The following is a 22,567-nucleotide window of genomic DNA, read 5'->3' as shown; positions in this document are numbered from 1 at the left end:
CGTACTTACCGCGCCCCGTACTTACCGCGCGCCGGCCACGGATCGCGTCTCTGGAAGATTGGGGTTCCGCAGGCCCGGCCTTTTGTCCGGCACGGGTGCCCGTTGCAGTTTGAAATGCGTCACCTTTGCCGCCCCGCCTACACCAACAACACCCGCGAACGCCGCGGTAGAAGCCGCAAGCGAGGCATCCTGACTCGCCGTGACCAATTCGGCGCCTGCTGCGTAGTTATCCAGGCTATGACCGGGTCCCAAGCCATGGCCTTCCCCCTCGGGCGTTTTGACGTCATTGTTCAGCGTGACAGTGACCCTGTCCCTGGTATCCGGGTTTAACCGGCCATCCGAACTCGGGACCCAATCCTGGACATGCTCCAGATGCAACGCAGCAATTCCTGGTTCCGGGCTAATACCGCCAACGGGGGCTCCAGCCGTTAGGACGTACCGGAGATCGAATTCGCTAAGGAATGCCTTGTTCTGGCTGAGGTTCATAGCGTGAGCGCCTCCTTGGCTATGACCGACTGCCACCACCTGCTCGCCGGCTTCAGCGCCCGCTTCCCGCAATGCCTGACCAATAGCCGGCACCACTTCTTCAGAGTTGTAACCGAGGGCTTCACCAACACCCGGCATGTCGAAAGGATTGGTATCTGGTGCTTTAGGTTGTGTTCCCGGAATCAACACCATCCAAGAGGACGAGCCATTGTGGTCGAGCTGGATGATCTCAATTTCTCCATCGCCCCGGGCATGAAGTTGCTCGAGTCGCCGGAGGCTTTCCGCCATGGACGGATCCACTTGCTCGATCGACTCGTCGATCTTCTCGATGCTCACCGGGTGCGGTCTCAGTCCGGGAACGAGGGGTGATTGCAGAAGTCCACGCATGATGCTCCGAGCCTCCATCCCCGGGGGAATGACGCTTGTGGCCACGTTGTGCATGATGTCCCGGCCAGGTAGCCACGGTGCACCTGACATCTTCATCTCATCAGGCCTCAATATCCGCGGGTACATGTTCCGGACCTCTGTTTGCACGTAATCGTTATGGCTGGACCGCACACTCGCGGTGACACCAACCAATTCCTGACGCACCCTGCCTACCTCCTGACCGCTTTCAGCCACCGCATCGATCGCGGCGCACCCCGAGGCGTACGAGTCGAAGAGGTAAGGCCCCAAATCAGCCTTCACCCTGCGGGTTTCTGCTTCCACACCAATTAATTGTTGGATCAACTCGTCAAGAAGCGCCGCTCCACGCAGGAGCTCTTCCAACTGGCAGGATATTCCGCCCACTCCGCCACGAATGCTGAGGATCCCATTGGGGGCGGGGGCCGTAGGTTGAGGGGCTGAACCCGCGCCAACAGGAGCAACATCAGCCATCAGTAGCCCCTCCCGCCGGAGACGGCGACGTTCTGGGAATGACGGAGTACTGAGGCAGCAGCGTCTTCCAATGATGCCCGTGCACGCATTAGCGCCGACGCGTGAAGCGCAATGGTTGTCCTGTATGCACTTCCGGCGGGAGACTGCCACTCTTCCAACTGGGTCCGCCGCAAGGATGCCAGCACGGCATCCGTCTGATCCACGCACGACTTAATTCGCCACGCGATCCTCTGGACCTCGTGACTGCGCGAGGCACACTCCAAGGGATCGAAGGTGGGTGGGGTGGCTGCAGGCATCAAGCCGACGCTCATGTCCGTGTACTCCATTGATTGTTCTGCTGATCGGTTGGTATGACGCTACGGAGCCGCGGAACCGGGCGGAAGCGCCGCCGCCGGCTATGTGGATAACGCGGGCGGCTGTCCACATAGCGCAGTCACCAACTCGGGCGCCTCCACGGATCATGAAAGAATAGGCACCATGGCTGAATCCCCTCGCGTGTCCCTCGCTTCTGAACCCCTCGCTCTTGGCGCCCTCGATGGCCGGTACCGTGCCGCCGTCGCGCCCCTCGTTGACTACCTGTCCGAGGCCGCATTGAACCGAGATCGCGTTCACGTTGAGGTTGAGTGGCTGATCCACCTGACCAGCCAGTCGGTGCTGCCCGGCGCGGGTCCCCTGACGGACGAGCAGGTTTCACAGCTCCGTGCCATCGTCACCGAATTCAACGCCGCATCGGTTAACGAACTCGCCGAGATCGAGGCCGTCACTGTCCACGACGTCAAGGCAGTGGAGTACTACATCGGCCGCCGCCTGCCCGCGATTGGCATCGAAAACCTGACAGCCATGGTCCACTTCGGCTGCACGTCAGAGGACATCAACAACCTCTCTTACGCTGTTGGCATCAAGGGCGCCGTAGAGGATGTTTGGCTCCCCAACGCCACCGCACTGGTCCAGCAGATCGAGGCCATGGCCGAAGCCAACCGCTCGGTTCCCATGCTGTCCCGCACACATGGCCAGCCCGCCACGCCCACCACGCTCGGCAAGGAACTGGCGGTCATCGCGCACCGCCTGAGCCGCCAGCTGGCACGGATCTCCAAGACCGAATACCTGGGCAAGATCAACGGTGCCACGGGCACATACGCGGCACACGTTGCTTCCGTCCCTAGCGCCGACTGGGAAGCTGTTGCCAAGACCTTCGTAGAAGGACTGGGCCTCACCTGGAACCCGCTCACTACGCAGATCGAAAGCCATGATTGGCAGGCAGAGCTCTACGCCGATGTTGCCCGCTTCAACCGCATCCTGCACAACGTCTGCACGGACATCTGGAGCTACATCTCCATCGGATACTTCCGGCAGATTCCCGTTGCCGGTGCCACCGGATCCTCCACCATGCCGCACAAGGTCAACCCGATCCGCTTCGAAAACGCCGAGGCCAACCTCGAAATCTCGAATGGCCTGCTGGACACCCTGGGCGCAACGCTGGTTACTTCCCGCTGGCAGCGTGACCTCACGGACTCCTCCTCACAGCGCAACATCGGCGTAGCCTTTGGCCACTCCCTGCTGGCGATCTCCAATGTAGCCAAGGGCCTCAAGGCGCTTGACGTCGCCGAGGAAGTGCTTGCGGGCGACCTCGACACCAACTGGGAAGTCCTGGGCGAAGCGATCCAAATGGTCATGCGTGCTGAGGCCATTGCCGGTGTGGAAGGCATGGAGAACCCCTACGAGCGCCTGAAGGATCTAACCCGCGGCCAGCGCGTGGATGGCGCCCGGATGCAGGAATTCGTGCAGGGGCTCGGCCTGTCCGCCGACGCCGAAGCCCGTCTGCTCGCCCTCACCCCGGGCAAGTACACCGGCATCGCCGACAAATTGGTGGACCACCTGAAGTAGCAACAAACGCTTGACGACGGCGGACCAGGGCTGGATGCCTCGGCCCGCCGTTCGCGTTTAAGGCCTTAAGGCGCTGTCGTCGAGTAGCCCACTGCCCTACCCGCTGTCCTCGTTAACCCGCCGACGTTTTACTAAATCAGCACAGCCATTCAACGCTGCCTTTAAGCTGATAGAACCCACCAGCGCAACCAGACAGCTACGAAGTAAGGAGCGGAGCACCCATGAAGCTCCTACTGATCAGGCACGGACAGACCCCCGGCAATGTGGCGGGCCAACTGGATACTGCTTTTCCTGGCCCGGGGCTGACGGAACTCGGCGAGCGGCAAGCGGAGGCGCTCCCGGAGGCTCTTGCAGACGAGTCCATTCAGGCGCTCTACACTTCCACGCTTCTCCGGACCCAGCGGACGGTGATACCGCTCGCCGCTGCCACAGGACTGGAACCGGAAATCCTGGACGGCGTCCACGAGATCGAGGCGGGTGCTCTGGAGAAGAAGACCGATCATGAGTCGCATATGCGCTACATGAGCACGGTGTTCGCCTGGTCTGACGGCGACCTCGACGTCCGCATGCCGGGCGCCTTCAACGGCCATGACTTCTTTGCCCGCTTCGATGCCTCTGTGGAGAAGGTTGCGGCGGCAGGACATTCGACGGCGGCCATCGTCAGCCACGGTGCAGCAATCCGCTGCTGGGCAGGCCGCAGGGCAGAGGATATCGACACACTCTTCGCTGAGACCCATCAATTGCCCAATACCGGAATTGTGGCACTCGAAGGTGATCCGGAATCAGGGTGGCGCGTGCTTCATTGGGACCAGATTCCCGTGGGTGGGCTCGCCTTGGCGGACCAGACGGCAGAGGACCCAACAGGCGAGGCGTTGTGAGGCCTGCTCTGCGCGCCAAAATCCCGCGCGAAGGCGCAGAGCAGGCCCCGCAACGCGAGAAAAATCAGCAATTCTCCCGAAGCTTACGCGCAGGAAACACGGCGGTAACCACGGCTTCCTAGGCTTAAGACGCATAAACACCTCAGCGAAACCAAGCGAAATGAGGCATCGATGCAGACCAACCCCCGGCTCAACATCCGGCAGGTCACCTGGGCGAACCCGGTAGGCGCTGACCTCCGCGCCGCGCAACAGGCTGAACTGGACGCCCGTTTCGGAACCACGGATCATGAGCCCGGTCCCCCGCCCTCGGAAGCTGACACGGCGGTTTTTGTTGTGGCTTACGAGAAATGCTCCGGACAGCCCCTCGGGTGCGGCGGCCTGAGGATGTTGGACGAGAACACAGCTGAAATCAAGCGATTGTACGTGGTTCCCTACGCGCGGGGATCAGGAGTCGCAAGCTCCATCCTGGCGGCACTCGAAGCACAGGCTCACTCACACGGCTTCAGCGTCATCGCAGCTGAGGCAGGATCAGCGCAGTCTGATGGACGGAGCTTCTATGTAAGCGCCGGATTCGCCGAAGTTCCTAATTTTGCGCCGTACGTCGGCGTAAATGGGTCTTACTGCTACTCCAAGCGGATCAACTCCCATAGCGCCTCCCACACTGCGATGGCCTAAACACCTGTGCTCCGGCAGCAACCAGCGTCGCGCAACATCAAGCACGCGCTCCGGTAGTCAGATAATCTCGGAAAATGGAAAAAGCAGACATCACCTTCCGCACGCGCAAATGGGTGCGGCCCGAGGACCTCAATGCCAACGGCACACTCTTCGGTGGAAGCCTGCTGAAGTGGATCGATGAAGAGGCCGCGATCTACGCCATCCTCCAGTTGGGCAATGGCCGCGCGGTCACCAAGTACATCTCCGAAATCAACTTCGTGAGCTCAGCCGTTCAGGGCGACCTCATCGAAATGGGGCTGACGGCCAAACGCTTCGGCCGCACGTCCTTGACCATGCGCGCCGAGGTCCGGAACATGATCACCCGGCAGAGCATCCTGACCATCGAGGAAATCGTGTTCGTGAACTTGGGCGCTGATGGCCGCCCGCAGCCCCACGGCTACACGGAAATCACGTACGACCGGGACCGCATCCCAACCCATCACCTGACTGAAACCCTGCACGAGGACTGAACCACGCGCCGTCGGGAGTTTATACCGTTGAACCCCAGGGTCCTGGAGGGTAGAACGGAGGCATGACCGACGTGAACTCCTGGATGAGCCAATACATACGCGCTTGGACCTCGAATGAGCCCGATGACATCCGGGCGTTGTTCACTGAGGACGCCATCTACCACGACAGGCCGAACACTGAATCACCATGGAACGGCCATGAAGAAATCGTCAAATCATGGTCGGACGCTGGCGACAAGCCTGATGATTGGACCTTCGAGTGGACGCTCCTTGGCCAGGATGGTGACACGGCTTTCGTCCAGGCCGTGACTACATACCTCAACGGCGAGCCCACCTACGACAACCTTTGGGTCATCCGCTTTGCCGAGGACGGCCGTGCGCGCGAATTCACCGAGTGGTACATGGCCAGGAAGGAATCCACGCCCGACACTACAACCGAGGAAATGGCTCAGTAGCTGTCGCGCTCCGCCGATTCCGACACAGGAATGAACGTCGAGGCGAACCCTTCCGATGCCCGGGCGAGCACCGCAACATCGGCGCCTACCAGCACAAAGGAGGCACCGGCGTCGAGATAGGCGCGGGCGGTGGACTCATTGAAGGCGTTCACGCCGGCTGGCTTGCCGGCCGCTTTGGCAGCTTCAAGGCAATGCTCGACGACGGCCCTCACCAAGGGATTTTCCTGCTGTCCCAGCAAACCCATGGAAGCTGCGAGGTCCGAGGGGCCAAGGAAGATGCCGTCCACGCCATCGACTGCCAGGATTTCCTCCACAGCCGAAGCCGCTGCCTCGGATTCAATCTGAACTGTGAGGCTGATCGATTCCGAAGCAGCAGCAAGGTAGTTAGGAACTCGGTTCCAGCGCGAAGCCCTGGCCAAAGCAGAACCCACACCACGTACGCCCAGGGGCGGGTACCGGACGGCGGCCACCGCAGACGCGGCGTCGAACGCAGAATTCACCATGGGAATCAGGAGATTCTGTACTCCGAGGTCAAGGTATTGCTTGATGACCACGGTGTCGTTGACCGGCGGCCGGACCATGGCCTGAATGGGGTAACCACTCACGGCGTGGAGTTGCGCAAGGATCGATTCGAGGCCATTGGGACTGTGCTCGGCGTCAATCAACAGCCAGTCCAGCCCGGATCCCGCGCACACCTCAGCCACCAACGGGCTACCGGAACAAACCCACATTCCAGCCAACGGACGGCCAGCCTCTGAGAGGGCCGAATAGAAGGTGGGGCTCAGTCGAAGTTGCATGTCACGACTCCCAACGGTCCGTAGTCCGCGTGCACGGTATCACCTTTGTACACCCACAAGGGCCGGGTAAACGAGCCCGCAAGAATAATATCTCCGGCTTTCATCGAGTCCCCGTGCGCGGCGATTTTATTGGCCAGCCAGTGCACGCCGTTGGCCGGGTGATCAAGCACTCCGGCTGCCACTCCGGTCTCTTCCACGGTCTGGTTTTTGTACAGGATCGCAGAGACCCAGCGGAGGTCGACCGCGTCGGGACGTACTGGTCGGCCGCCAATCACCATGGCCCCCATCGCGGCATTGTCCGAGATGGTGTCCACGATGGTCCGGCCCTCCATTTCGATCCTGGAGTCCAGGATTTCGAGGGCCGGAACCACGTAATCGGTGGCGTTGAGCACATCGAAAATCGTGCAGCCAGGCCCCTTGAGTGCGTCCTTCAGCACGAACGCGAGCTCCACTTCAACGCGCGGGTGCGTGTACTGGTCCCATTGCACGGAGCAGCCGGTTTCCAGGACCATGTCATCGAAGATCGCCCCATAGTCCGGTTCGGTGATGCCGGTTGCGGCCTGCATGGCCTTGGACGTGAGGCCGATCTTGCGCCCCACCAACGTGCGCCCGGCTTCCTCGTTCCGTCGCCGCCACAACTGCTGGACGGCATAGGAATCCTCCACCGTCATGTCAGGGTAGCGGGCGGTGAGGCGCGGGACCGGCTTGCGGTTCCGGCCGGCGTCGAGCAGTTCGTCGGCAATTGCTTCGATCGTCTTCGCGTCCATCATGGTTTAGACCTGCGCCCCCAGTTTGAATCCTTCAGTAGCCCCACCGGAGGCGCCTTCGGGACGGGTGTAGGAGAAGCCGTCGGCACCTACGGTGACGGCCATTTCGGATTTCTCTTCGCGTTCGATGACGGGCTGGGGGTTACCGTCCAAGTCCAGGACCAGGGAGGCTTCGGTGTACCAGGACGGGACTACGGGGTTGCCCCACCAGTCGCGGCGCTGGTTGTCGTGGACGTCCCAGGTGACGGTGGGGTTGTCCGGGTCGCCGGTGTAGTAGTCCTGGGTGTAGATCTCCACTCGGTGGCCGTCCGGGTCCAGGATGTAGAGGTAGAACGCGTTGGACACGCCGTGGCGTCCGGGGCCTCGTTCGATGCGGTCGGAGATGCGCAGGGCGCCCATCTTGTCGCAGATCTGGATGATGTTGTGCTTCTCGTGCGTGGAGAACGCGATGTGGTGCAGGCGGGGTCCGTTCCCGCCTGTCAAGGCGGTGTCGTGCACGGTCTGCTTGCGATGCATCCACGCGGCGTAAGTGACGCCGTCGGAGTCCTTGATGTCTTCGGAGACGCGGAAGCCGAGGTCTTCGAGGTACTTGCGGCCGCGCGGAACGTCCGGGGTGACCTGGTTGAAGTGGTCCAGGCGGACCAGTTCACCGGCGGAGTACAGGTCGTAGCGCTGGGTGAGGCGTTCCACGTGCTCCACGTCGTAGAAGAATTCGTACGGGAAACCCAGCGGATCTTCCACGCGGACGGAGTCGCCCACGCCCTTGGTGAAGCCTTCCTTGCGGCGCTCCACCCGGCAGCCCAGTTCGCGGTAGTAGGCCTCGGCGGCGTCTACTTCGGCCGGGGACTTCACCCGGTAAGCGAAGGCAGCAGCGGCGGCAACCGGTCCCTTACGGAGGACCAGGTTGTGGTGGATGAACTCCTCGAAGGAGCGCAGGTAGATGGTGTTCTCGTCTTCCTCGGTGACGTGCAGGCCGAGGAGGTCCACGTAGAACGCACGGGACTTGGCGAGGTCCGTGACCACGAGTTCCAAGTAAGCGCAGCGGACGATATCCGGGGCCGGAACCGTGGGCGTGGGGATGGGGCCGGTAAAGGGGTTGCTCATGATGGTCTCTCTTCGTTGGAAGGGTGGTTGTGGAACCCAACTGAGTAGCAGTAGATGCCGTTTTGGGGGCTCAAAACGCGCACTATTGCGACCTAGTTGGGTTTAGGCGCCGAACTTGGGGGTGTGCACGGAGCCGAGGGTGATGTGCACGGCCTGCTGGTCGGTGTAGAAATCGATGGACCGGTAGCCGCCCTCGTGGCCCAGGCCGGAAGCTTTGACGCCCCCGAACGGGGTGCGGAGGTCGCGGACGTTGTGGCTGTTAAGCCACACCATGCCGGCTTCGACGTTCTGGGAGAAGTTGTGCGCCCGGGTCAGGTTCTGGGTCCAGATGTAGGCCGCCAGGCCGTACTTGGTGTTGTTCGCCAAGGCGAGGGCTTCGTCGTCGTTCTCGAACGGCGTGATAGCCACAACCGGCCCGAAGATTTCTTCCTGGAAGATCCGCGCATCAGGCCCGACGTCGGCAAACACGGTCGGTGCGATGTAGTTGCCTTCGGGCAGGTGCTCGGGTCGGCCGCCGCCAGCCAGGAGCCTGCCTTCGGACTTGCCGATCTCCACGTAGGACGCCACTTTTTCGTAATGCTCCGGGTGGACCAGCGCACCTACCTGGGTCTTGGGATCGTGGGGATCGCCCACCACGATGTTCTTGGCGCGGGCGGCGTACTTTTCGCAGAATTCGTCGTAGATGGCCCGTTCCACCAGGATGCGGGAACCGGCGGTGCAGCGCTCGCCGTTCAACGAGAAGACACCGAACAAGGCTGAATCGATAGCGGCATCAAGGTCGGCATCGGCAAACACGACGCACGGGGACTTTCCGCCCAGCTCCATGGACAGGCCCTTGAGGTTGGCTGCTGCGTTGCGGAAAATCGTCTGGCCGGTGGTGGTCTCACCGGTGAAGGAGATCAACGGTACGTCCGGGTGCTTTACCAGGGCGTCGCCGGCTTCTTCGCCCAAGCCGTTGACCAGGTTGAACACGCCGTCAGGCAGTCCCGCATCCTTGAAGATCTGAGCCCAGAGCGAGGCCGAGAGCGGCGTGAACTCGGCGGGCTTGAGGACCACGGTGTTGCCGGTAGCCAGTGCCGGTGCGAGTTTCCAGGACTCAAGCATGAACGGGGTGTTCCACGGCGTGATCAAGCCCGCGACGCCGATCGGCTTGCGGTTCACGTAGTTGATCTGTGACCCGGGGACCTTCATGGCGTCATCGAACTGTGCCACGATCAGGTCAGCGAAGAACCGGAAGTTCTCGGCTGAGCGCAACGCCTGGCCCTTGGACTGCGTGATCGGCAGGCCGGTATCAAAGGTCTCCAGCTCGGCGAGGCGCTCTTCCTGGGCCTCCACGGCGTCGGCGATCTTGTTCAGCACACGAGCACGTTCGCGCGGCTTCATCTTCGGCCACGGGCCATTGACGAACGCTTCACGGGCTGCGGCCACAGCGAGGTCGATGTCTTCCTTCTGGCCGGCCGCTGCCGTTGCGTAATTTCCGTTGGATACCGGATCCAGGACATCAAAGGTCTTCCCGGAAACGGAGTCTACGAACTCACCGTTGATGAAGTGCTGGATGTGCGTGGGCAGGTTCTCAGGCACGTGGTGCTTTGCTGATGTTTCTACAGGGGTCGTCATCGTTGTCTTCCTTTTTCATCCAACGCGGGGTCACTTACGGCCCATGTTGGGTGCGTTTATGGGCCGTAAGTGACCCCGGGTTGCTTTTAGTTGGTGGTGGCGAGGTACGCGTCCAGTGTTGCGGCGCGGTGGCGGCGGGCGGCGTGTTCGATCGTGTCGGCGTCCGCTCCAGACTCGATGAGCTGCAGCAACGCTTCGTGTTCTTGCACCGATTCCTGCGCGCGGCCGGGAACGAAGCGGAACGTAGACGATCGGAGCGATGCCAGCCGGTTCCATCCACGATGGACCAGGTCCAGAATGTGCGGGTTGGGGCAGTGCTCAAACAAGACACTGTGGAAGTCCTGATTCAATGCAGTGAAACGAACCGGGTCGAAGTGCTCCAGGCATTCCCGCATTTCCTCGTTCACGGCACGGGCCCGCGAAATCGCAACGGCATCTATCAACGGTGCGGACAGCGCGGTGGCCGCACCCTCCACGATGCTTAGCGTCTGCATCGTGTACAGGTACTCCGTGGGATCAATCCCGGAGACTGTGGCACCAACGTTCCGCTCGAACTTCACCAGACCTTCGGCTTCCAAGCGGCGGATCGCTTCCCGCACGGGGACCACACTGAATCCCAGGTCCTCGGCAATCTTCGCGAGTACCAGCCGGTAACCCGGCGTGTAGATGCCTTCCACGATCCTGGCCTTGACGGCGGTATACGCCTGCTGGGACTTACTTTGGGCAGCGGCGCTTTCGACGGCGGTTTCAGTCACTTTTGGCTCCCTTGCCGGCTCTGCCAGTCAGCAAACCTGGCCTGCCATTCCTTGTTCATCGGGTAAAGCCCGTCCACGCTGTTGCCTTCCTTGACCTTCTGGAAGATGAACGTCTCTTCCTTCTCCTGCTGAATGCAGTCGTCCGCCAATTCCTCAGCGAGGGACGGCGGGATCACCAGGATGCCGTCCGAATCGGCAACAATGATGTCTCCCGGCTGGACTGTTGCACCACCGCACGCGATGGTGATGTCCGTATCCCACGGGATGTGCCGGCGCCCCAGCACGGCCGGGTGCGGATTCGCGAAGTAGGTAGGCATCTCCAGGTCGGCCACCGCCGAGTAGTCACGGACGCCACCGTCGGTAATGATCGCAGCGGCTCCACGGACCTGGGCGCGCAGGGCGAGGATGTCTCCAACAGTGCCCGTGCCCTTTTCGCCGCGGGCTTCCATCACGAGGATTTCGCCTTCATTCACGGAATCGATGGCGCGCTTCTGTGCATTGAATCCGCCGCCGTGGGTCTTGAAAAGGTCCTCGCGGTTGGGTACGTACCGCAGGGTCCGGGCCAGGCCCACCACTTTGCGGTCGGGACGCGTGGCCTGCAGGCCGTCGATGCTGACGTTGTTCAGTCCGCGCTTGCGGAGCTGCGAAGAAAGCGTGGCGGTTGCAACGCTTTCCAGCTTCGCCTTCAGCTCGGGCGTCAGGACGGAGACATCAGCGGGCAGGCCCGCCGCTTCACGCGATCCGTACGCCTCTTCCCGCTGTGTGTCATCAGCCTTGGGCTTGGCACCAAAGTCCGCGAACGGCGTCGTACCTTCCGCTACTTTGGTGGTCAGGCGGCCGCTGCTGAAGCTAGCCCCGGTGACCTCAACCTCGACGACGTCACCTGGTTTGGCGACCGACGCGCCGGCTGGGGTGCCGGTCAGGATAATGTCGCCCTCTTCGAGCGTGAGCAGCTGGGACAGGTCCGCCACCAGTTGCGTGAACGGAAAGAGCAGGTCCTCGGTGGTGTCGTCCTGGACGAGGTCGCCGTTGTGCCAGGTGCGGATCCGCAGCTGGGCTGGATCAACGGCGTCGCCTGGAATCAATAAAGGGCCCACAGGTGTGAAGCCATCGCCGCCCTTGGAGCGAACATTGGAGCCCTTGTCTGCGTAGCGAAGATCGTAGACACCCAGATCGTTGGAAGCGGTCACCCACTCGACGTGGCTCCAGGCGTCCTCGAGGCCAACGCGGCGGGCCGACTTGCCAATCACCAACGCGATCTCGCCCTCGTAGCCGAGCAGTTCGCAGCCGGCAGGGCGCTCAACGATGCCAGGAGCGTCGGCGGAACCGAGCGCCAGGGAAGACGGCGGCTTCAAGAAGTACGACGGTTGCCCCGGGGTGCGCCCACGCTGGGCCGCGCGGCTAGGGTAATTGATGTGGACGGCAATGACTTTGCGCGTACGGGCCAGCATGTCTTGGCTGACTTCCTCGGTCCGAAACTCCAATGTCACGGCGCCTCCTCCTGATTCAACATCTATCGAGTACGAAATCGTATACGATAACTATCACTCTTGAAGCGCCAGTCGTCAACCCCCTTTTTTCAGCCCACATGACGAGGTGGTCTGCCAAATGATCCAGCAAAAATGAGTGCATACCCCCTGCGGACTCCCGTAGGGTACCCGCATGGACATCATCCTGGTACCCGGTTTCTGGTTGGACGCTTCGTCGTGGGAGGAGGTGACGCCGCCGCTTGTGGCAGCTGGGCACTCGGTTCACCCACTCACACTTCCCGGGCTGGAGTCCGTTGACGCGCCACGCGCCGGGATTGGCCTTCGCACACACATCGACGCCGTGGTGGACAAGGTGGATTCTTTTGGCGGCAATGTGGTCTTGGTGGGCCATTCAGGCGGTGGCGCAATCATCCACGGCGTTGTTGACGCCCGTCCGGATCGAGTGGACCGGGCCGTCTATGTGGATAGCGGGCCACTCGGTGAAGGCGGCGTGATCAATGATGAACTGCCCGATGATGGCGACGAAGTTCCGCTGCCCCCTTGGGAAGGCTTTGAGGACGCGGACCTCGTCGATCTGACCGATGAGCTCAAGGAAGCCTTCCGCGCACGCGCCATTCCCGAACCCAAGGGCGTAGCCTACGACCAACAGCACCTGCATGACGTCCGGCGCTACGACGTACCAGCCACGATCATCGCCTGCGAGTTCCCCTCGTCCATGCTCAACGAAATGATGGACGCAGGGCACCCCTTCACAGAAGAACTCGCACGCGTCCGCGAAGTCGATTTCATCGACCTACCCACCGGACACTGGCCACAATTCACCAAGCCACGTGAACTGGGAGAAGCCATACTGGCCGCCGTCGAGCGCACCAACTAACGCTCGACGGCGGTACGCGCCATAGCCCGCACGGGAACCTGACGAACGGGGACATCCCGTCGGACGATCTACGTGAAGGCTCGCCCCTGCAAGTCAGGGCTTGGCCGGGGTGTTGGTCGCGGGCCCTTCCGGCGCTGCGCCGCCTTCGTCCGTCCAATCGCTTCCCGTCTGATCATCGAGCGCAGGATCGGATACTACGTCCGACCTGACTGGAGGCGTTGAGGTAGAAGCCGAAGCAGAGGAACCGGTGCTGGAGTTGTCATGGTGCCCGGACTTCGCGTCCAGGATGCCCGGAAACATGGTCTCCGCCTTCTCCAGGAGCTTCTTGCCCGCGGCGTACAGATTGTCCAGGATGTCCGGGACTGATTCCTGGACGGTCTCAGTGGCCTGATGGACGTTCTCCTGGACCTCCGGATTCTTCCAGACCTTTTCGGCGCCTCCGCGAACGCGCCGATACACCTCCGGCCAAGACTTGGACCCCCACACATAGCCAACAGCGATGCCGGCGGCGAACAATGCTTTCCCTTTCACAGGACCCACTCCTTTCGAGGTGCTATTCCTACGACACTAGTCCGGCCTTCACCCACTGTCACGCGTGCTTTCAAGGGCGGATGGTTAACGGACATTTGCTGAATTGAGAAACAGGACTAAACTTTAATGCCAACCAGCGGAAAACCCGCAGGCTACAACCACAGGCAACCCGAGGAGTGAAAACCATGGGACTGGATGACAAGATCAAGAATGCCACGGAAGAAGCAACGGGCAAGATCAAGGAAAAGACCGGCGAAGCCACTGGTGATCGGGACCTCCAAGCCGAGGGCGCGGGCGAGCAAGCTGCGGCCAATGTGAAGCAGGCTGGCGAGAAGGTCAAGGACGCTGCGAAGGACGCTTTCGGCGACAAGTAGCCGGATTTCAGGCCATACGACCCCGCCCGAGGGGCAAGGGCCCCGACCGGCAAAAATAGCAAGGTTACTTGCTGTTGTTCCCGGGACCAGCTAGCGTTGCTGTTGTAGTACTACGGTCCGGCCCCTTGGACAGGAGTGCTTTTGGCTGCATTTAATAATTCTTCGGCGTTTGCAAAATAAACATCCCGACCCATATTCCACTGGGCCTCGAACGGCCCCGTTACAGCGCTTAGCCGCTGGAACTGACAACCGATGAACGGAACCGCTTCACCGAGTTCATGGAATTTCCATCAACAAGAAAGTAGGAGCAAAAATGGGTTTCTTTGGTTTTCTTTTGCTCGGCCTTTTGGCTGGGGCTATCGCAAAGCTTATTCTTCCGGGACGCCAGGGAGGCGGCTGGTTTGTTACCTTGCTGCTGGGCGTCGTTGGCGCCCTGTTGGGTGGCTGGATCGGCGGCCTGATCTTCGGCGAGGGCCTGACAGAATTCTTCGCCATTCGAACGTGGCTCCTGGCCATCGGCGGATCCATCATCGTCCTGCTGATTTACGGCCTGGCCACAGGAGGACGCCGGGCCCACCATGGCTGACGAAACCACACCCAACACCAACCAGGACGACCTTGAGGGTCAGTACGCAGAAGGTGATTACGGCGCTGCCGGGGCATCGCCCGAGGCCCTGAAAGAAGACGCCGGCGGGGATTACACCGCAGGCGACTACGCCGAGAAGACGGTCCCCTCTGCGGACGCGGAGCTCGACGAGCACAATACGGAGGACACGCCCGCGGACAGGCCGTTCTCGTCCGAGCCGGATGACGAAGCTTCCGGCTCAGGACACCCTTAACAGTCAGGTATCCGCAGGGTCCTGAATACACAAGAACCCGGAGACTGCAGTTGCAGCCTCCGGGTTCTTGCTTTGCCCACTCCTGGGGTTGCGAAATGAATTGGCGCGGGGCGGAAATTCACGGGGCTGATATTTTCGGGCATGGATAGTCGGGGCAGCGGCTGAGCCGTCACCGTAGCGTGATGGTCAGGAATGAAGGGAGGAACAGTGCAGGAATGGACGCGGGCGCTTGAGCTCATCGAACAGGACCTTACTGAAGCGGTCGAGGTCAGCACGTTGGCTCGAACGGCATTGACGTCGGAATACCACTTCAGGAGGATGTTTGCCTCCTTGGCCGGCATTCCGATTTCGGAGTACATCCGTCGACGCCGCCTTACGTCCGCCACCGCGGAAATCATCGCCGGCGCAACGGTGCTGGATGTTGCCCTCCGCTACGGATATGGATCCCCAGAGGCGTTCGCGCGTGCTTTTAAGGCGATGCATGGGCTGACCCCCTCAGAAGCTCGGCAACCTGGCGCAGTCCTCCATTCCCAGCCTCAGTTGAGGTTCCACCTCCGTATTGAAGGGAATACCGTCATGAAGCACCGAATAGTCAACAAGGAGGCTTTCCGCCTGATTGGCCTCAAAGTCCGCGTTCCGCTGGTCCACGAAGGTCCGAACCCTGCAATCATCGAGTTTCATCGCAGCATTGACCCGGATGCCACGAAGCGGCTGATGGCGATGGCGGACACCGAGCCATCCGGGCTCCTGTCCGTAACGGACAAGATCGACGAAGAGCGCAGGGAGGGCAGTGAACTGGACTATTGGCACGCGGTGGCCTCAACCCAGCCCGCTCCAGAAGGTTTCGAGAGCCTGGACATTCCCGCCGGCCAATGGGTGGTGTTCGAAACCGAAGGAAAATTCCCGGATGCCCTGCAGCGCATGTGGGCGGACGCGGCTACTGAATGGTTCCCGGCCAACCCTTACTTTTGGGCACGCGGCCCCGAACTCCTTAGCGTCAGGCCGGACGCGGATGGCACCCACGGGAGCGGGCAACTCTGGATCCCCATTGAGTCCAGTCAGGGGCCCTTCAAGAGTTTCAGCACCTCGTCAAGCGGCAAGACCCTCTGACGATATTCACGGGTAAGAACCCGGAGGACTGCCTCGGCAGACTCCGGGTTCTCCGTTGCCAGGGCTTCAGCTGCATAAATGACCCGGATGTTATGGGCGAAAGCATCAGCAGCAGTCTGGGCAACGCAGTTGTGGGCCGAGACTCCGGCCAGAATGACAGTTTCCACATCCCAGTTCCTGAGGCGCATCCCCAAGTCCGTGCCAAAGAACGCGCTGTCGCGGGTTTTGACCATCTGCGGGAAGTCGGCGGTCACCAGGCCAGGAACGAAGTTGGCCTGTTCGCTTCCCCTGAAGATGAAGCCTTGGTCATCGTCCAGCATGTTCAGGCTCCACGTGGACTTATCCCGCTCATGCTGGGTACCAACCAGGAGCACGTTTGCCCCTGCCTCCCGCGCCGCGCTGGTCAATGAATTGCAGGCAGCAACAACTTCTTCCTGACGCCGCTTCAGGGCCGGTTCCTCAAAAAAGGCGTTCTGCATGTCGATTACCAGCACAGCAATCATGCGCGCATCCCCTTTCCTGTCCTGGCTCAGAGACCCTTGCCGCCGGTCACCGGAAGTACAGCGCCCGAGATATAGGAGCCTTCGTCAGATGCGAGGAGCACATACGCCGGTGCCAGCTCAGCAGGTTGTCCGGCACGGCCCAGCGGAGTGTCCTGGCCGAATGTGGGAAGCTTGTCCGGCCACTCGGTGGCCGGGATCAACGGCGTCCAGATCGGGCCGGGGGCCACGGCGTTGACACGGATTCCTTTGGGCCCCAGTTCCTCTGCCATGGCTTTGGTGAACGCCACTTGCGCGGCCTTGGTCATGGCATAGTCCACAAGTTGGGCGGAAGGATTAAAGGCCTGGATAGATGCCGTGACGATGATCGACGCCCCCGGGCGAAGGTGCGGAATCGCAGCTTGTGCTGTCCAGATCAACGAGTACAGGTTGGTCTTGAAGACCCGATCGAATTCCTCTGTAGGAATGGTCTCCAAACCCTCGCGATTCTTTTGATACGCGGCGTTCAGGACCACCACGTTGAGGCCGCCGAGCTCCTGCACGGTTCGCTCCACAATCTCAGCCGCAAACTTTTCGTCGCGCGCGTCGCCGGGCAGCAACAGTGCCTGGGCCCCGCACTCACGGATCCATTCCGCCGTCGACTTCGCGTCTTCTTCTTCCTCCGGAAGATAGCTAATGGCCACATCCGCACCTTCGCGGGCATACGCGATCGCTACAGCGGCACCGATGCCCGAATCACCGCCGGTGATCAAGGCTTTCTTGCCCTGCAGGCGGCCGTGCCCCACATAGCTGGATTCGCCATGATCGGGCTGGGGGTTCAACGGTTTGGTCAGGCCGGGCTGTTCTTGTTCCTGCTGGGGAAATTCGTCGGAGTGATATCCGCTGCGGGGATCCTTGGGGGCCGAGGTGAGGCGATGATCGCCGTTTGCTTGCTGGCCATTGTGGTTTGGGTCGGATTGAGTCATGGTTCTGGCCTTTCTCAGATGTCTGATTCCCGGCTTGCGACGCTACCGTTGGCTGTACCCAGGCACATTGGACTCTAAACGCACGGGCTAGGTCCGGAGCGTTTTGGCCTTCACCATGAGGAACAGTCCGTAGGCGATCAGGCCCACGGCAACGGCCGCTAGAAGGTACGGACCATACGGTTGCTCCCGCAAAGCACGCAGGCTTCCATCAAGACCTGTGGATTGCTCGGGCTGAACGCGAACCGCCGCGATGACCACCAACAGGCCTACGAGCAACAGTGCTATGCCCTTGGTGATATAGCCCACGACGCCAACACCCGATTGGAACTTCCGTGTTGGTTCCTTGTAGGACAGCGCGAGGTCCTTTTCGAAGGTCCGCATCACGCCCCGGACGACGAACACCACGCCGGTGATCATGATGCCTGCGCCAAGTGCAACAAGCAGGACTATCCCGAACGGCGCTTTCATGAGCGTCACAGTTACATCGCTGGCAGATTCCCGACTGTTTTTCCCCCGACCCATGGTGAAGGACAGGATGGTGGCAGCCAGCCCGGCAAACACTATTGCCTGGCCCACGGCGGAAAGCCGCTTGGAAAGCTTGTTGTCTGAGGCCTTGCGGTAGCCGAAGGTTGCGTTGCCCAATTGCCACAAGGCCAAGGCAGCGCATGCGCCGAAGCACGCCCAGAGCAGGATGGGACCCACCGGTTGTGCGGCCAGTTGGGCAACAGCGCCACTGACGTCGGCTTCACCACCGCGCCCAAAGGCGAGCTGAAACGCAATGACCCCGATGAGTATGTGCAGGAGCCCGCTGACGGCGTATCCAGCCCTCGCAAAAACAGCCAGGGCGGGTGAGTTTGAGGCTTCCTCGGCCGCATCAGCGGCCTTCTTCATCTCCTCTTTGATGACAAGCCTCCTTATTGTTTTGTGACTTGTCACCATGGTGCCACTCGAACGAGTACAAGACCACGGGGCGCAGGTGGCTTGCTAGAAACCACACACCGACTGCGGCCAGATACTCCGAAGCCCCACACCCAAAGGGTTGAAGTGCTCGCGGACGGTGGTGACGGCATGGGCCTGGCCGGGGATTTCGCCCCCATGGCCGCCAGCCTCCCCGGTACCCGCAAGGGGCTCGGACTTCACGTGGGCCGCTCCGGTATTCAGTGACGTAGCTGCGATCTGGTCAGGCATTTCGGTGGTCCTTCCGGAGAGTTCCCATCAACTCCATTGGCTGATAGTTCAACCATGGGACGGGGCCCTCAAGAAGGACGCCGGGTCATCTCAAGATTCGCTCAAGAATCCACGCGGCTGGGAAGGCAGGTTCAGAAGTCGAAAATGACCTCCAGTTGTTGGCCCGTCGACAGGGTAACGTGCCCCCTTACACGGGCCCCGTCGTCGTCAATCACGACGGCGGTAGGAACCGCTGCGGGCGCCTCGCCTCCCAGGTACACCAAGGAGGCGAAGATGCTGCGCCCTCCTGCCAAACGGCCTTCCAAGCATCCACAAGCAGCGTGCTGGCCGAAGGGCGATACACCCTCGGCGCGGAAAGTCCCGCTTCCGGAGTAGCCGTACAACGGCCAGATGCCTGTGTGAAGTCCGCCGACTCCAAGAACATCGTCATGCAGCTCAGGCGGCCGGGTATCTGCGAGCGCATATCCGCCGTCGCGGACGCGCAGCCTGGACGGTACCAGCCCTGGGTCGGCCTCGCCCATGTTAGGCGTCTCAACCACGTGGACCCTGAGCTCATATCCACTGGCAGCAGCTGTCGCTGTTGCCACCCGCCAGCGTGAATCGGCGGGATCCTCCACGTCGTTCCAGACCGGCGCATGCCAGCTAGCTGCCTGGTGTTGCCCGGCTTTAAGCTGCCCGGACTCGAGCCGGTGAATCCTCGCGCGACGGCTGGGCGTTCCCTGCGCATCCACGACGGCGAAGTGGTTGTCCACGGGGTCCTCGGTGAAGAGCGGCGCGGTGTGGCTCGAATAGGCCAGGCGGCGGTAATGGGGGTCGTCCGGTCCAGGCGCGTAGTACTTGTCACTGCCGTGGTTGAGCACGCGGGCGATACCGTCCACAGAGGTGGAGTGGAGCAGGTAGTTCGGGCCTTCTGCGTGTTGCACGGCGTCCATGCACTCCCGGGGCGAAGGCTGTTCGACGGCGGTCCACACCGGATGGTCGGCGGGGAGGAGAAGTCCCACGAACGCCTTGGAGGTCCAGTACGGCGACGCCGGGCCGGAGTATCCCTGGGTCATCGGCTCAAAAGCGCTAAGCCACCCAAGTGACGGCAGGCCGTCGTCGTAAGCGCCGCCGTCGAGGAAGTACTTTGCGGCACCGCTGGCGATCCGGCGGCTCTGTCCGGGGCTGAGGGGCGTCGCTCCGATTGCCTCCCCTAGGAACACCGGAGCCACAGCGGCGTAGCGGTAAATCAGCGAGCGGCCCTGGAAAACCGGGGCGCCGTTCCCGCCGAAGAAACGCACATGATCGTCCATGAACGCGGCGAGACGGGCCCGGTAGACCTTGGACCTGGCTTGGGCTTCAGGGTGCCGGTTGGCCGCGAACCCACACCACAACACGGGATAAAGATGAAGCGCCCAGCCGCAGTAGTAGTCGAAGAAATCGCCCGTGCCGTCATTGTCCCCGTCCCGGTACCACCCATCGCCGACGTACCAGTCGTCAAGCCGCTTCAGTCCATGTTCGATCTGGGCTGCGTTGTGCTCGAACCCGGCGCCAGCCAGGAACTCGGCGATCAGGACCTGGAAGAGCACCCAATTGTTGTCCACGCAGGTGCTCCGCGAGGAACCCTGCAGCCACTCGGCCACCTGGGCCCGCTCGTCCCCGGACAGTGTGTCCCACAGCCAAGGTTTGGTCAGCTGCAGGCCCAGCGCAATGGATGCGGCTTCCACCATGGGCTGGGAGCGGTCGCGAATGGGCAGCCACGCTTCAGGACTACCCGGCCGCGTACCCTCAAGGAGGCCCGTCCTGTACAGGTCAAGATGGCCGTGCGGATCGTTGCCCTGCTCCCCCGCCACACGGAAGGCGGCCAGCATGAAGGTGCGCGCGAACCCCTCCATGCCGTCGGACAAAACACCCGACGACGACGGGCGGCCGCTCAGCCGGATCAGCGCCTTCTGCGCGGAGAAGTAGGGGCGCACCGCGAGAAGCTGCTGATCCGCGAAAGCGACCCAGTGATCCCGCGTCCATCCGGTGATGGGGCTGAGCTCGTAATCCGGGGCGGGCATGGTGAAGCCGGTGGCCATGGGTCTCCTGCGGGTGTGCTGTCTCCAAGAGCCCTAACCGTAAGCCATTGAATACCGCCGTGGGGCAAGGCGAACAAAACTGAACGCAGGCTGGGCAACAGCAGCCCGTGGCGTTTGAGTCGGCTGCGATTTTCGTTGTTGTACCAGTTGGCCAGTGGGAAGATGATCGAAGAGTTGGGCCTCCACCACACGGGGATGCCGGCGAACTGGCGGCGCGTGCCCACCCAAAACAGGCGGTGACCGAGCCATGACAGAGCACAATCTGCAGCGGAGGTTGCGGGTGTCCGACGTCAACGTCGTCGATCACCGCACTCTGCGGAAGGCGCTTGGGGGCACCATCGTGGGTAACACGATGGAGTGGTACGACGTTGGCGTGTTCGGCTATTTGATCACCACAATGGGGCCGGTGTTCCTGCCGGAGGCGGACAGGGCTGTGCAGAACCTGTTCCTGCTGGGAACCTTCGGTGCTACGTTTATCGCCCGGCCGCTGGGCGGGATCTTCTTCGGCTGGCTGGGCGACAAGATCGGCCGGCAGAAGGTCCTGGCCATGACCCTGATGATGATGGCCGGCGCGACGTTCGTCGTCGGCCTGCTTCCTGGGTACGCGGTGCTGGGCATCTGGGCCGCGGTCCTGCTCGTGGTCACGAAGCTGGTCCAGGGCTTCTCCACGGGGGGCGAGTATTCCGGCGCCACCACGTTCGTATGCGAGCACGCACCGGACCGCCGCCGCGGCTTCTTCGTCAGCTTCCTGGACATGGGCAGCTACCTGGGATTCGCACTGGGCGCCGCACTGGTGTCCGCGCTCCAGCTGATCCTGGGTCAGGGACAGATGGAGGAATGGGGCTGGCGCATCCCGTTCCTGATCGCAGGGCCGCTGGGCATCGTGGCCATCTACTTCCGCATGAAGATCGAGGAGTCGCCCGCTTTCAAGGCCACACAGGAGGCAGAGGCCGTGGCTGCCCAGCATCACGAGACCGGCGACGAGCTCCGCCCCGTCGGACCGGTGGGGATCTTCCGCGATCACTGGCGCCACATCGTGCTGGCCATGATCCTCGTGGCCGCGGGCAACACTGTGGGTTATGCGCTCACGTCCTACATGCCCACCTACCTGACCACCAACAAGGGGTACGACGAGATCCACGGAACGCTGCTGACCGTTCCTGTGTTGGTGGTCATGTCGCTGTGCATCCCGCTTACGGGACGCCTCTCGGACAGGATTGGCCGCCGCCCAGTGCTCTGGATCGGGGCCATCAGCACCGTTGTCCTGGCGCTTCCCGCTTTCCTGCTCATATCGATCGGAACCGTTCCTGCCACGCTCGCGGGCCTGGCCATGGTCGCGTTTCCGGTGGCGTTCTTCGTTTCCATCCTCGCGTCGGCGCTGCCGGCACTGTTCCCCACTGCGCACCGCTACTCTGCCATGGGCATCGCCTACAACTTCGCCGTGGCGATTTTCGGCGGCACCGCACCGTTCATCATTGCCTCGCTCATCCAGGCGACAGGCAACGACCTGATGCCGGCGTTCTACCTCATGGCGACGTCGGTCATCGCGGCCGTTGCTATCTACTTCCTGCCGGAGTCCGCCAAACGGCACCTTCCCGGCTCAATGCCCAGCGTGGACTCCGAGGCAGCCGCCCGCGAGCTGGTAAAGACGCAGGATCACAACCCGCTGCTGGAGATGGATACGCTCCCGTTCGACAGCAGCTACGAAGCCGCCCAGGCGGCCCACGAGAACCGCCCGAACAGGCCGACGGCGATGTGAGCACCGGGCCGAACAACCCCTAACGCTTGTGTTGACGGTACGAAGGACGGTCAGAAGCGCCGCCCGTTGAG

General features: G+C 61.9%; 25 protein-coding genes. 11 read left to right on the top strand and 14 right to left on the bottom strand.

The genetic code is table 11. From position 1 onward, the window contains the following. Positions 1 to 21: 21 nt before the first annotated feature. Together KSW38_RS17650 and KSW38_RS17645 are read right to left on the bottom strand one after the other, a co-directional pair. The gene (locus tag KSW38_RS17650) at positions 22 to 1,362 is read right to left on the bottom strand and encodes an alpha/beta fold hydrolase (RefSeq protein ID WP_216926243.1); all 1,341 of its coding nucleotides are present in this window, start codon (positions 1,360 to 1,362) and stop codon (positions 22 to 24) included. Next, a complete protein-coding gene (locus KSW38_RS17645; RefSeq protein ID WP_216926242.1) occupies positions 1,362 to 1,673 on the bottom strand; it encodes a hypothetical protein in 312 nt (103 codons plus the stop codon). The genes KSW38_RS17650 and KSW38_RS17645 overlap by 1 nt, the downstream gene beginning before the upstream one ends. A gap of 166 nt (positions 1,674 to 1,839) precedes the next feature. Here KSW38_RS17645 and purB point away from each other — a divergent pair, with 166 nt between their 5' ends. The 5 genes from purB (at position 1,840) to KSW38_RS17620 (ending at position 5,763) form a co-directional block, all read left to right on the top strand. Next, a complete protein-coding gene (purB, locus tag KSW38_RS17640) occupies positions 1,840 to 3,246 on the top strand; it encodes an adenylosuccinate lyase (RefSeq protein ID WP_216926241.1) in 1,407 nt (468 codons plus the stop codon). A gap of 221 nt (positions 3,247 to 3,467) precedes the next feature. Beyond that, positions 3,468 to 4,124 carry a histidine phosphatase family protein gene (locus tag KSW38_RS17635; protein WP_216926240.1) on the top strand — a complete coding sequence of 219 codons (657 nt, stop codon included), beginning with the start codon at positions 3,468 to 3,470 and terminating at the stop codon, positions 4,122 to 4,124. Between the two features lie 171 nt (positions 4,125 to 4,295). Then, complete coding sequence (locus KSW38_RS17630; protein ID WP_216926239.1) at positions 4,296 to 4,799, top strand: GNAT family N-acetyltransferase; 504 nt, start codon at positions 4,296 to 4,298, stop codon at positions 4,797 to 4,799. 74 nt (positions 4,800 to 4,873) lie between these two features. Next, positions 4,874 to 5,308, top strand: a complete 435-nt coding sequence (locus KSW38_RS17625; RefSeq protein ID WP_216926238.1) for an acyl-CoA thioesterase — start codon at positions 4,874 to 4,876, stop codon at positions 5,306 to 5,308. A 62-nt stretch (positions 5,309 to 5,370) separates the two neighbouring features. Then, positions 5,371 to 5,763, top strand: coding sequence for a nuclear transport factor 2 family protein (locus KSW38_RS17620; protein ID WP_216926237.1), 393 nt, complete (start codon positions 5,371 to 5,373; stop codon positions 5,761 to 5,763). Here KSW38_RS17620 and KSW38_RS17615 read toward each other — a convergent pair. The 6 genes from KSW38_RS17615 to KSW38_RS17590 form a co-directional block, all read right to left on the bottom strand. Next, positions 5,757 to 6,560 carry an aldolase/citrate lyase family protein gene (locus KSW38_RS17615; RefSeq protein WP_216926236.1) on the bottom strand — a complete coding sequence of 268 codons (804 nt, stop codon included), beginning with the start codon at positions 6,558 to 6,560 and terminating at the stop codon, positions 5,757 to 5,759. The two genes, KSW38_RS17620 and KSW38_RS17615, sit on opposite strands and share 7 nt — an antisense overlap. Beyond that, a complete protein-coding gene (gene hpaH / locus KSW38_RS17610; RefSeq protein ID WP_216926235.1) occupies positions 6,545 to 7,330 on the bottom strand; it encodes a 2-oxo-hept-4-ene-1,7-dioate hydratase in 786 nt (261 codons plus the stop codon). The genes KSW38_RS17615 and hpaH overlap by 16 nt, the downstream gene beginning before the upstream one ends. A gap of 3 nt (positions 7,331 to 7,333) precedes the next feature. Continuing rightward, complete coding sequence (gene hpaD, locus KSW38_RS17605) at positions 7,334 to 8,431, bottom strand: 3,4-dihydroxyphenylacetate 2,3-dioxygenase (protein ID WP_216926234.1); 1,098 nt, start codon at positions 8,429 to 8,431, stop codon at positions 7,334 to 7,336. 102 nt (positions 8,432 to 8,533) lie between these two features. Next, entirely contained in the window at positions 8,534 to 10,048 is a 1,515-nt protein-coding gene (hpaE, locus tag KSW38_RS17600; RefSeq protein WP_216926233.1) for a 5-carboxymethyl-2-hydroxymuconate semialdehyde dehydrogenase, read from the bottom strand. Between the two features lie 86 nt (positions 10,049 to 10,134). After that, on the bottom strand, positions 10,135 to 10,803 hold the full coding sequence (locus KSW38_RS17595; RefSeq protein ID WP_216926232.1) for a GntR family transcriptional regulator: 669 nt from the start codon (positions 10,801 to 10,803) through the stop codon (positions 10,135 to 10,137). Continuing rightward, complete coding sequence (locus tag KSW38_RS17590; protein WP_254186663.1) at positions 10,800 to 12,254, bottom strand: fumarylacetoacetate hydrolase family protein; 1,455 nt, start codon at positions 12,252 to 12,254, stop codon at positions 10,800 to 10,802. The genes KSW38_RS17595 and KSW38_RS17590 overlap by 4 nt, the downstream gene beginning before the upstream one ends. A gap of 211 nt (positions 12,255 to 12,465) precedes the next feature. Between KSW38_RS17590 and KSW38_RS17585 the strand changes: the two genes are divergently transcribed. Continuing rightward, on the top strand, positions 12,466 to 13,170 hold the full coding sequence (locus tag KSW38_RS17585) for an alpha/beta fold hydrolase (RefSeq protein ID WP_216926230.1): 705 nt from the start codon (positions 12,466 to 12,468) through the stop codon (positions 13,168 to 13,170). Between the two features lie 93 nt (positions 13,171 to 13,263). On the opposite strand, the gene KSW38_RS17580 is transcribed toward KSW38_RS17585, so the two are convergent. Then, positions 13,264 to 13,701: a hypothetical protein gene (locus KSW38_RS17580; protein ID WP_216926229.1), complete on the bottom strand. Its 438-nt coding sequence runs from the start codon at positions 13,699 to 13,701 to the stop codon at positions 13,264 to 13,266. Between the two features lie 185 nt (positions 13,702 to 13,886). On the opposite strand from KSW38_RS17580, the gene KSW38_RS17575 reads away from it, so the two are divergent. From KSW38_RS17575 to KSW38_RS17560, 4 genes are all read left to right on the top strand, one after another. Continuing rightward, positions 13,887 to 14,075 (top strand): CsbD family protein, encoded by a 189-nt coding sequence (locus KSW38_RS17575; protein ID WP_216926228.1) that lies wholly within the window; start codon positions 13,887 to 13,889, stop codon positions 14,073 to 14,075. A 313-nt stretch (positions 14,076 to 14,388) separates the two neighbouring features. Next, positions 14,389 to 14,661, top strand: a complete 273-nt coding sequence (locus tag KSW38_RS17570; protein WP_216926227.1) for a GlsB/YeaQ/YmgE family stress response membrane protein — start codon at positions 14,389 to 14,391, stop codon at positions 14,659 to 14,661. Beyond that, entirely contained in the window at positions 14,654 to 14,914 is a 261-nt protein-coding gene (locus tag KSW38_RS17565; protein WP_216926226.1) for a hypothetical protein, read from the top strand. Before KSW38_RS17570 ends, KSW38_RS17565 begins: the two co-directional genes overlap by 8 nt. Positions 14,915 to 15,121: 207 nt before the next feature. After that, entirely contained in the window at positions 15,122 to 16,024 is a 903-nt protein-coding gene (locus KSW38_RS17560; protein ID WP_216926225.1) for an AraC family transcriptional regulator, read from the top strand. Here the strand turns inward: KSW38_RS17560 and KSW38_RS17555 are convergent. The 5 genes from KSW38_RS17555 to KSW38_RS17535 all read right to left on the bottom strand — a co-directional run bounded on the left by KSW38_RS17555 (position 15,973) and on the right by KSW38_RS17535 (position 20,737). Continuing rightward, on the bottom strand, positions 15,973 to 16,527 hold the full coding sequence (locus KSW38_RS17555) for a cysteine hydrolase family protein (RefSeq protein ID WP_216926224.1): 555 nt from the start codon (positions 16,525 to 16,527) through the stop codon (positions 15,973 to 15,975). The two genes, KSW38_RS17560 and KSW38_RS17555, sit on opposite strands and share 52 nt — an antisense overlap. Positions 16,528 to 16,553: 26 nt before the next feature. Next, complete coding sequence (locus KSW38_RS17550; RefSeq protein WP_216926223.1) at positions 16,554 to 17,489, bottom strand: SDR family oxidoreductase; 936 nt, start codon at positions 17,487 to 17,489, stop codon at positions 16,554 to 16,556. Between the two features lie 87 nt (positions 17,490 to 17,576). Beyond that, positions 17,577 to 18,380, bottom strand: a complete 804-nt coding sequence (locus KSW38_RS17545; protein ID WP_216926222.1) for a DUF1206 domain-containing protein — start codon at positions 18,378 to 18,380, stop codon at positions 17,577 to 17,579. 93 nt (positions 18,381 to 18,473) lie between these two features. Next, entirely contained in the window at positions 18,474 to 18,677 is a 204-nt protein-coding gene (locus KSW38_RS17540; protein WP_216926221.1) for a hypothetical protein, read from the bottom strand. 131 nt (positions 18,678 to 18,808) lie between these two features. After that, positions 18,809 to 20,737: a DUF2264 domain-containing protein gene (locus KSW38_RS17535; RefSeq protein WP_216926220.1), complete on the bottom strand. Its 1,929-nt coding sequence runs from the start codon at positions 20,735 to 20,737 to the stop codon at positions 18,809 to 18,811. A 247-nt stretch (positions 20,738 to 20,984) separates the two neighbouring features. Between KSW38_RS17535 and KSW38_RS17530 the strand changes: the two genes are divergently transcribed. Further along, on the top strand, positions 20,985 to 22,496 hold the full coding sequence (locus KSW38_RS17530) for an MFS transporter (protein ID WP_216926219.1): 1,512 nt from the start codon (positions 20,985 to 20,987) through the stop codon (positions 22,494 to 22,496). The last annotated feature ends 71 nt before the right edge of the window (positions 22,497 to 22,567 follow it).

The sequence above is a fragment of the Paenarthrobacter aromaticivorans genome (assembly GCF_019038615.1).
GTDB lineage: Bacteria > Actinomycetota > Actinomycetes > Actinomycetales > Micrococcaceae > Arthrobacter > Arthrobacter aromaticivorans.
This window is presented reverse-complemented; position numbering and strand designations above follow the sequence as displayed.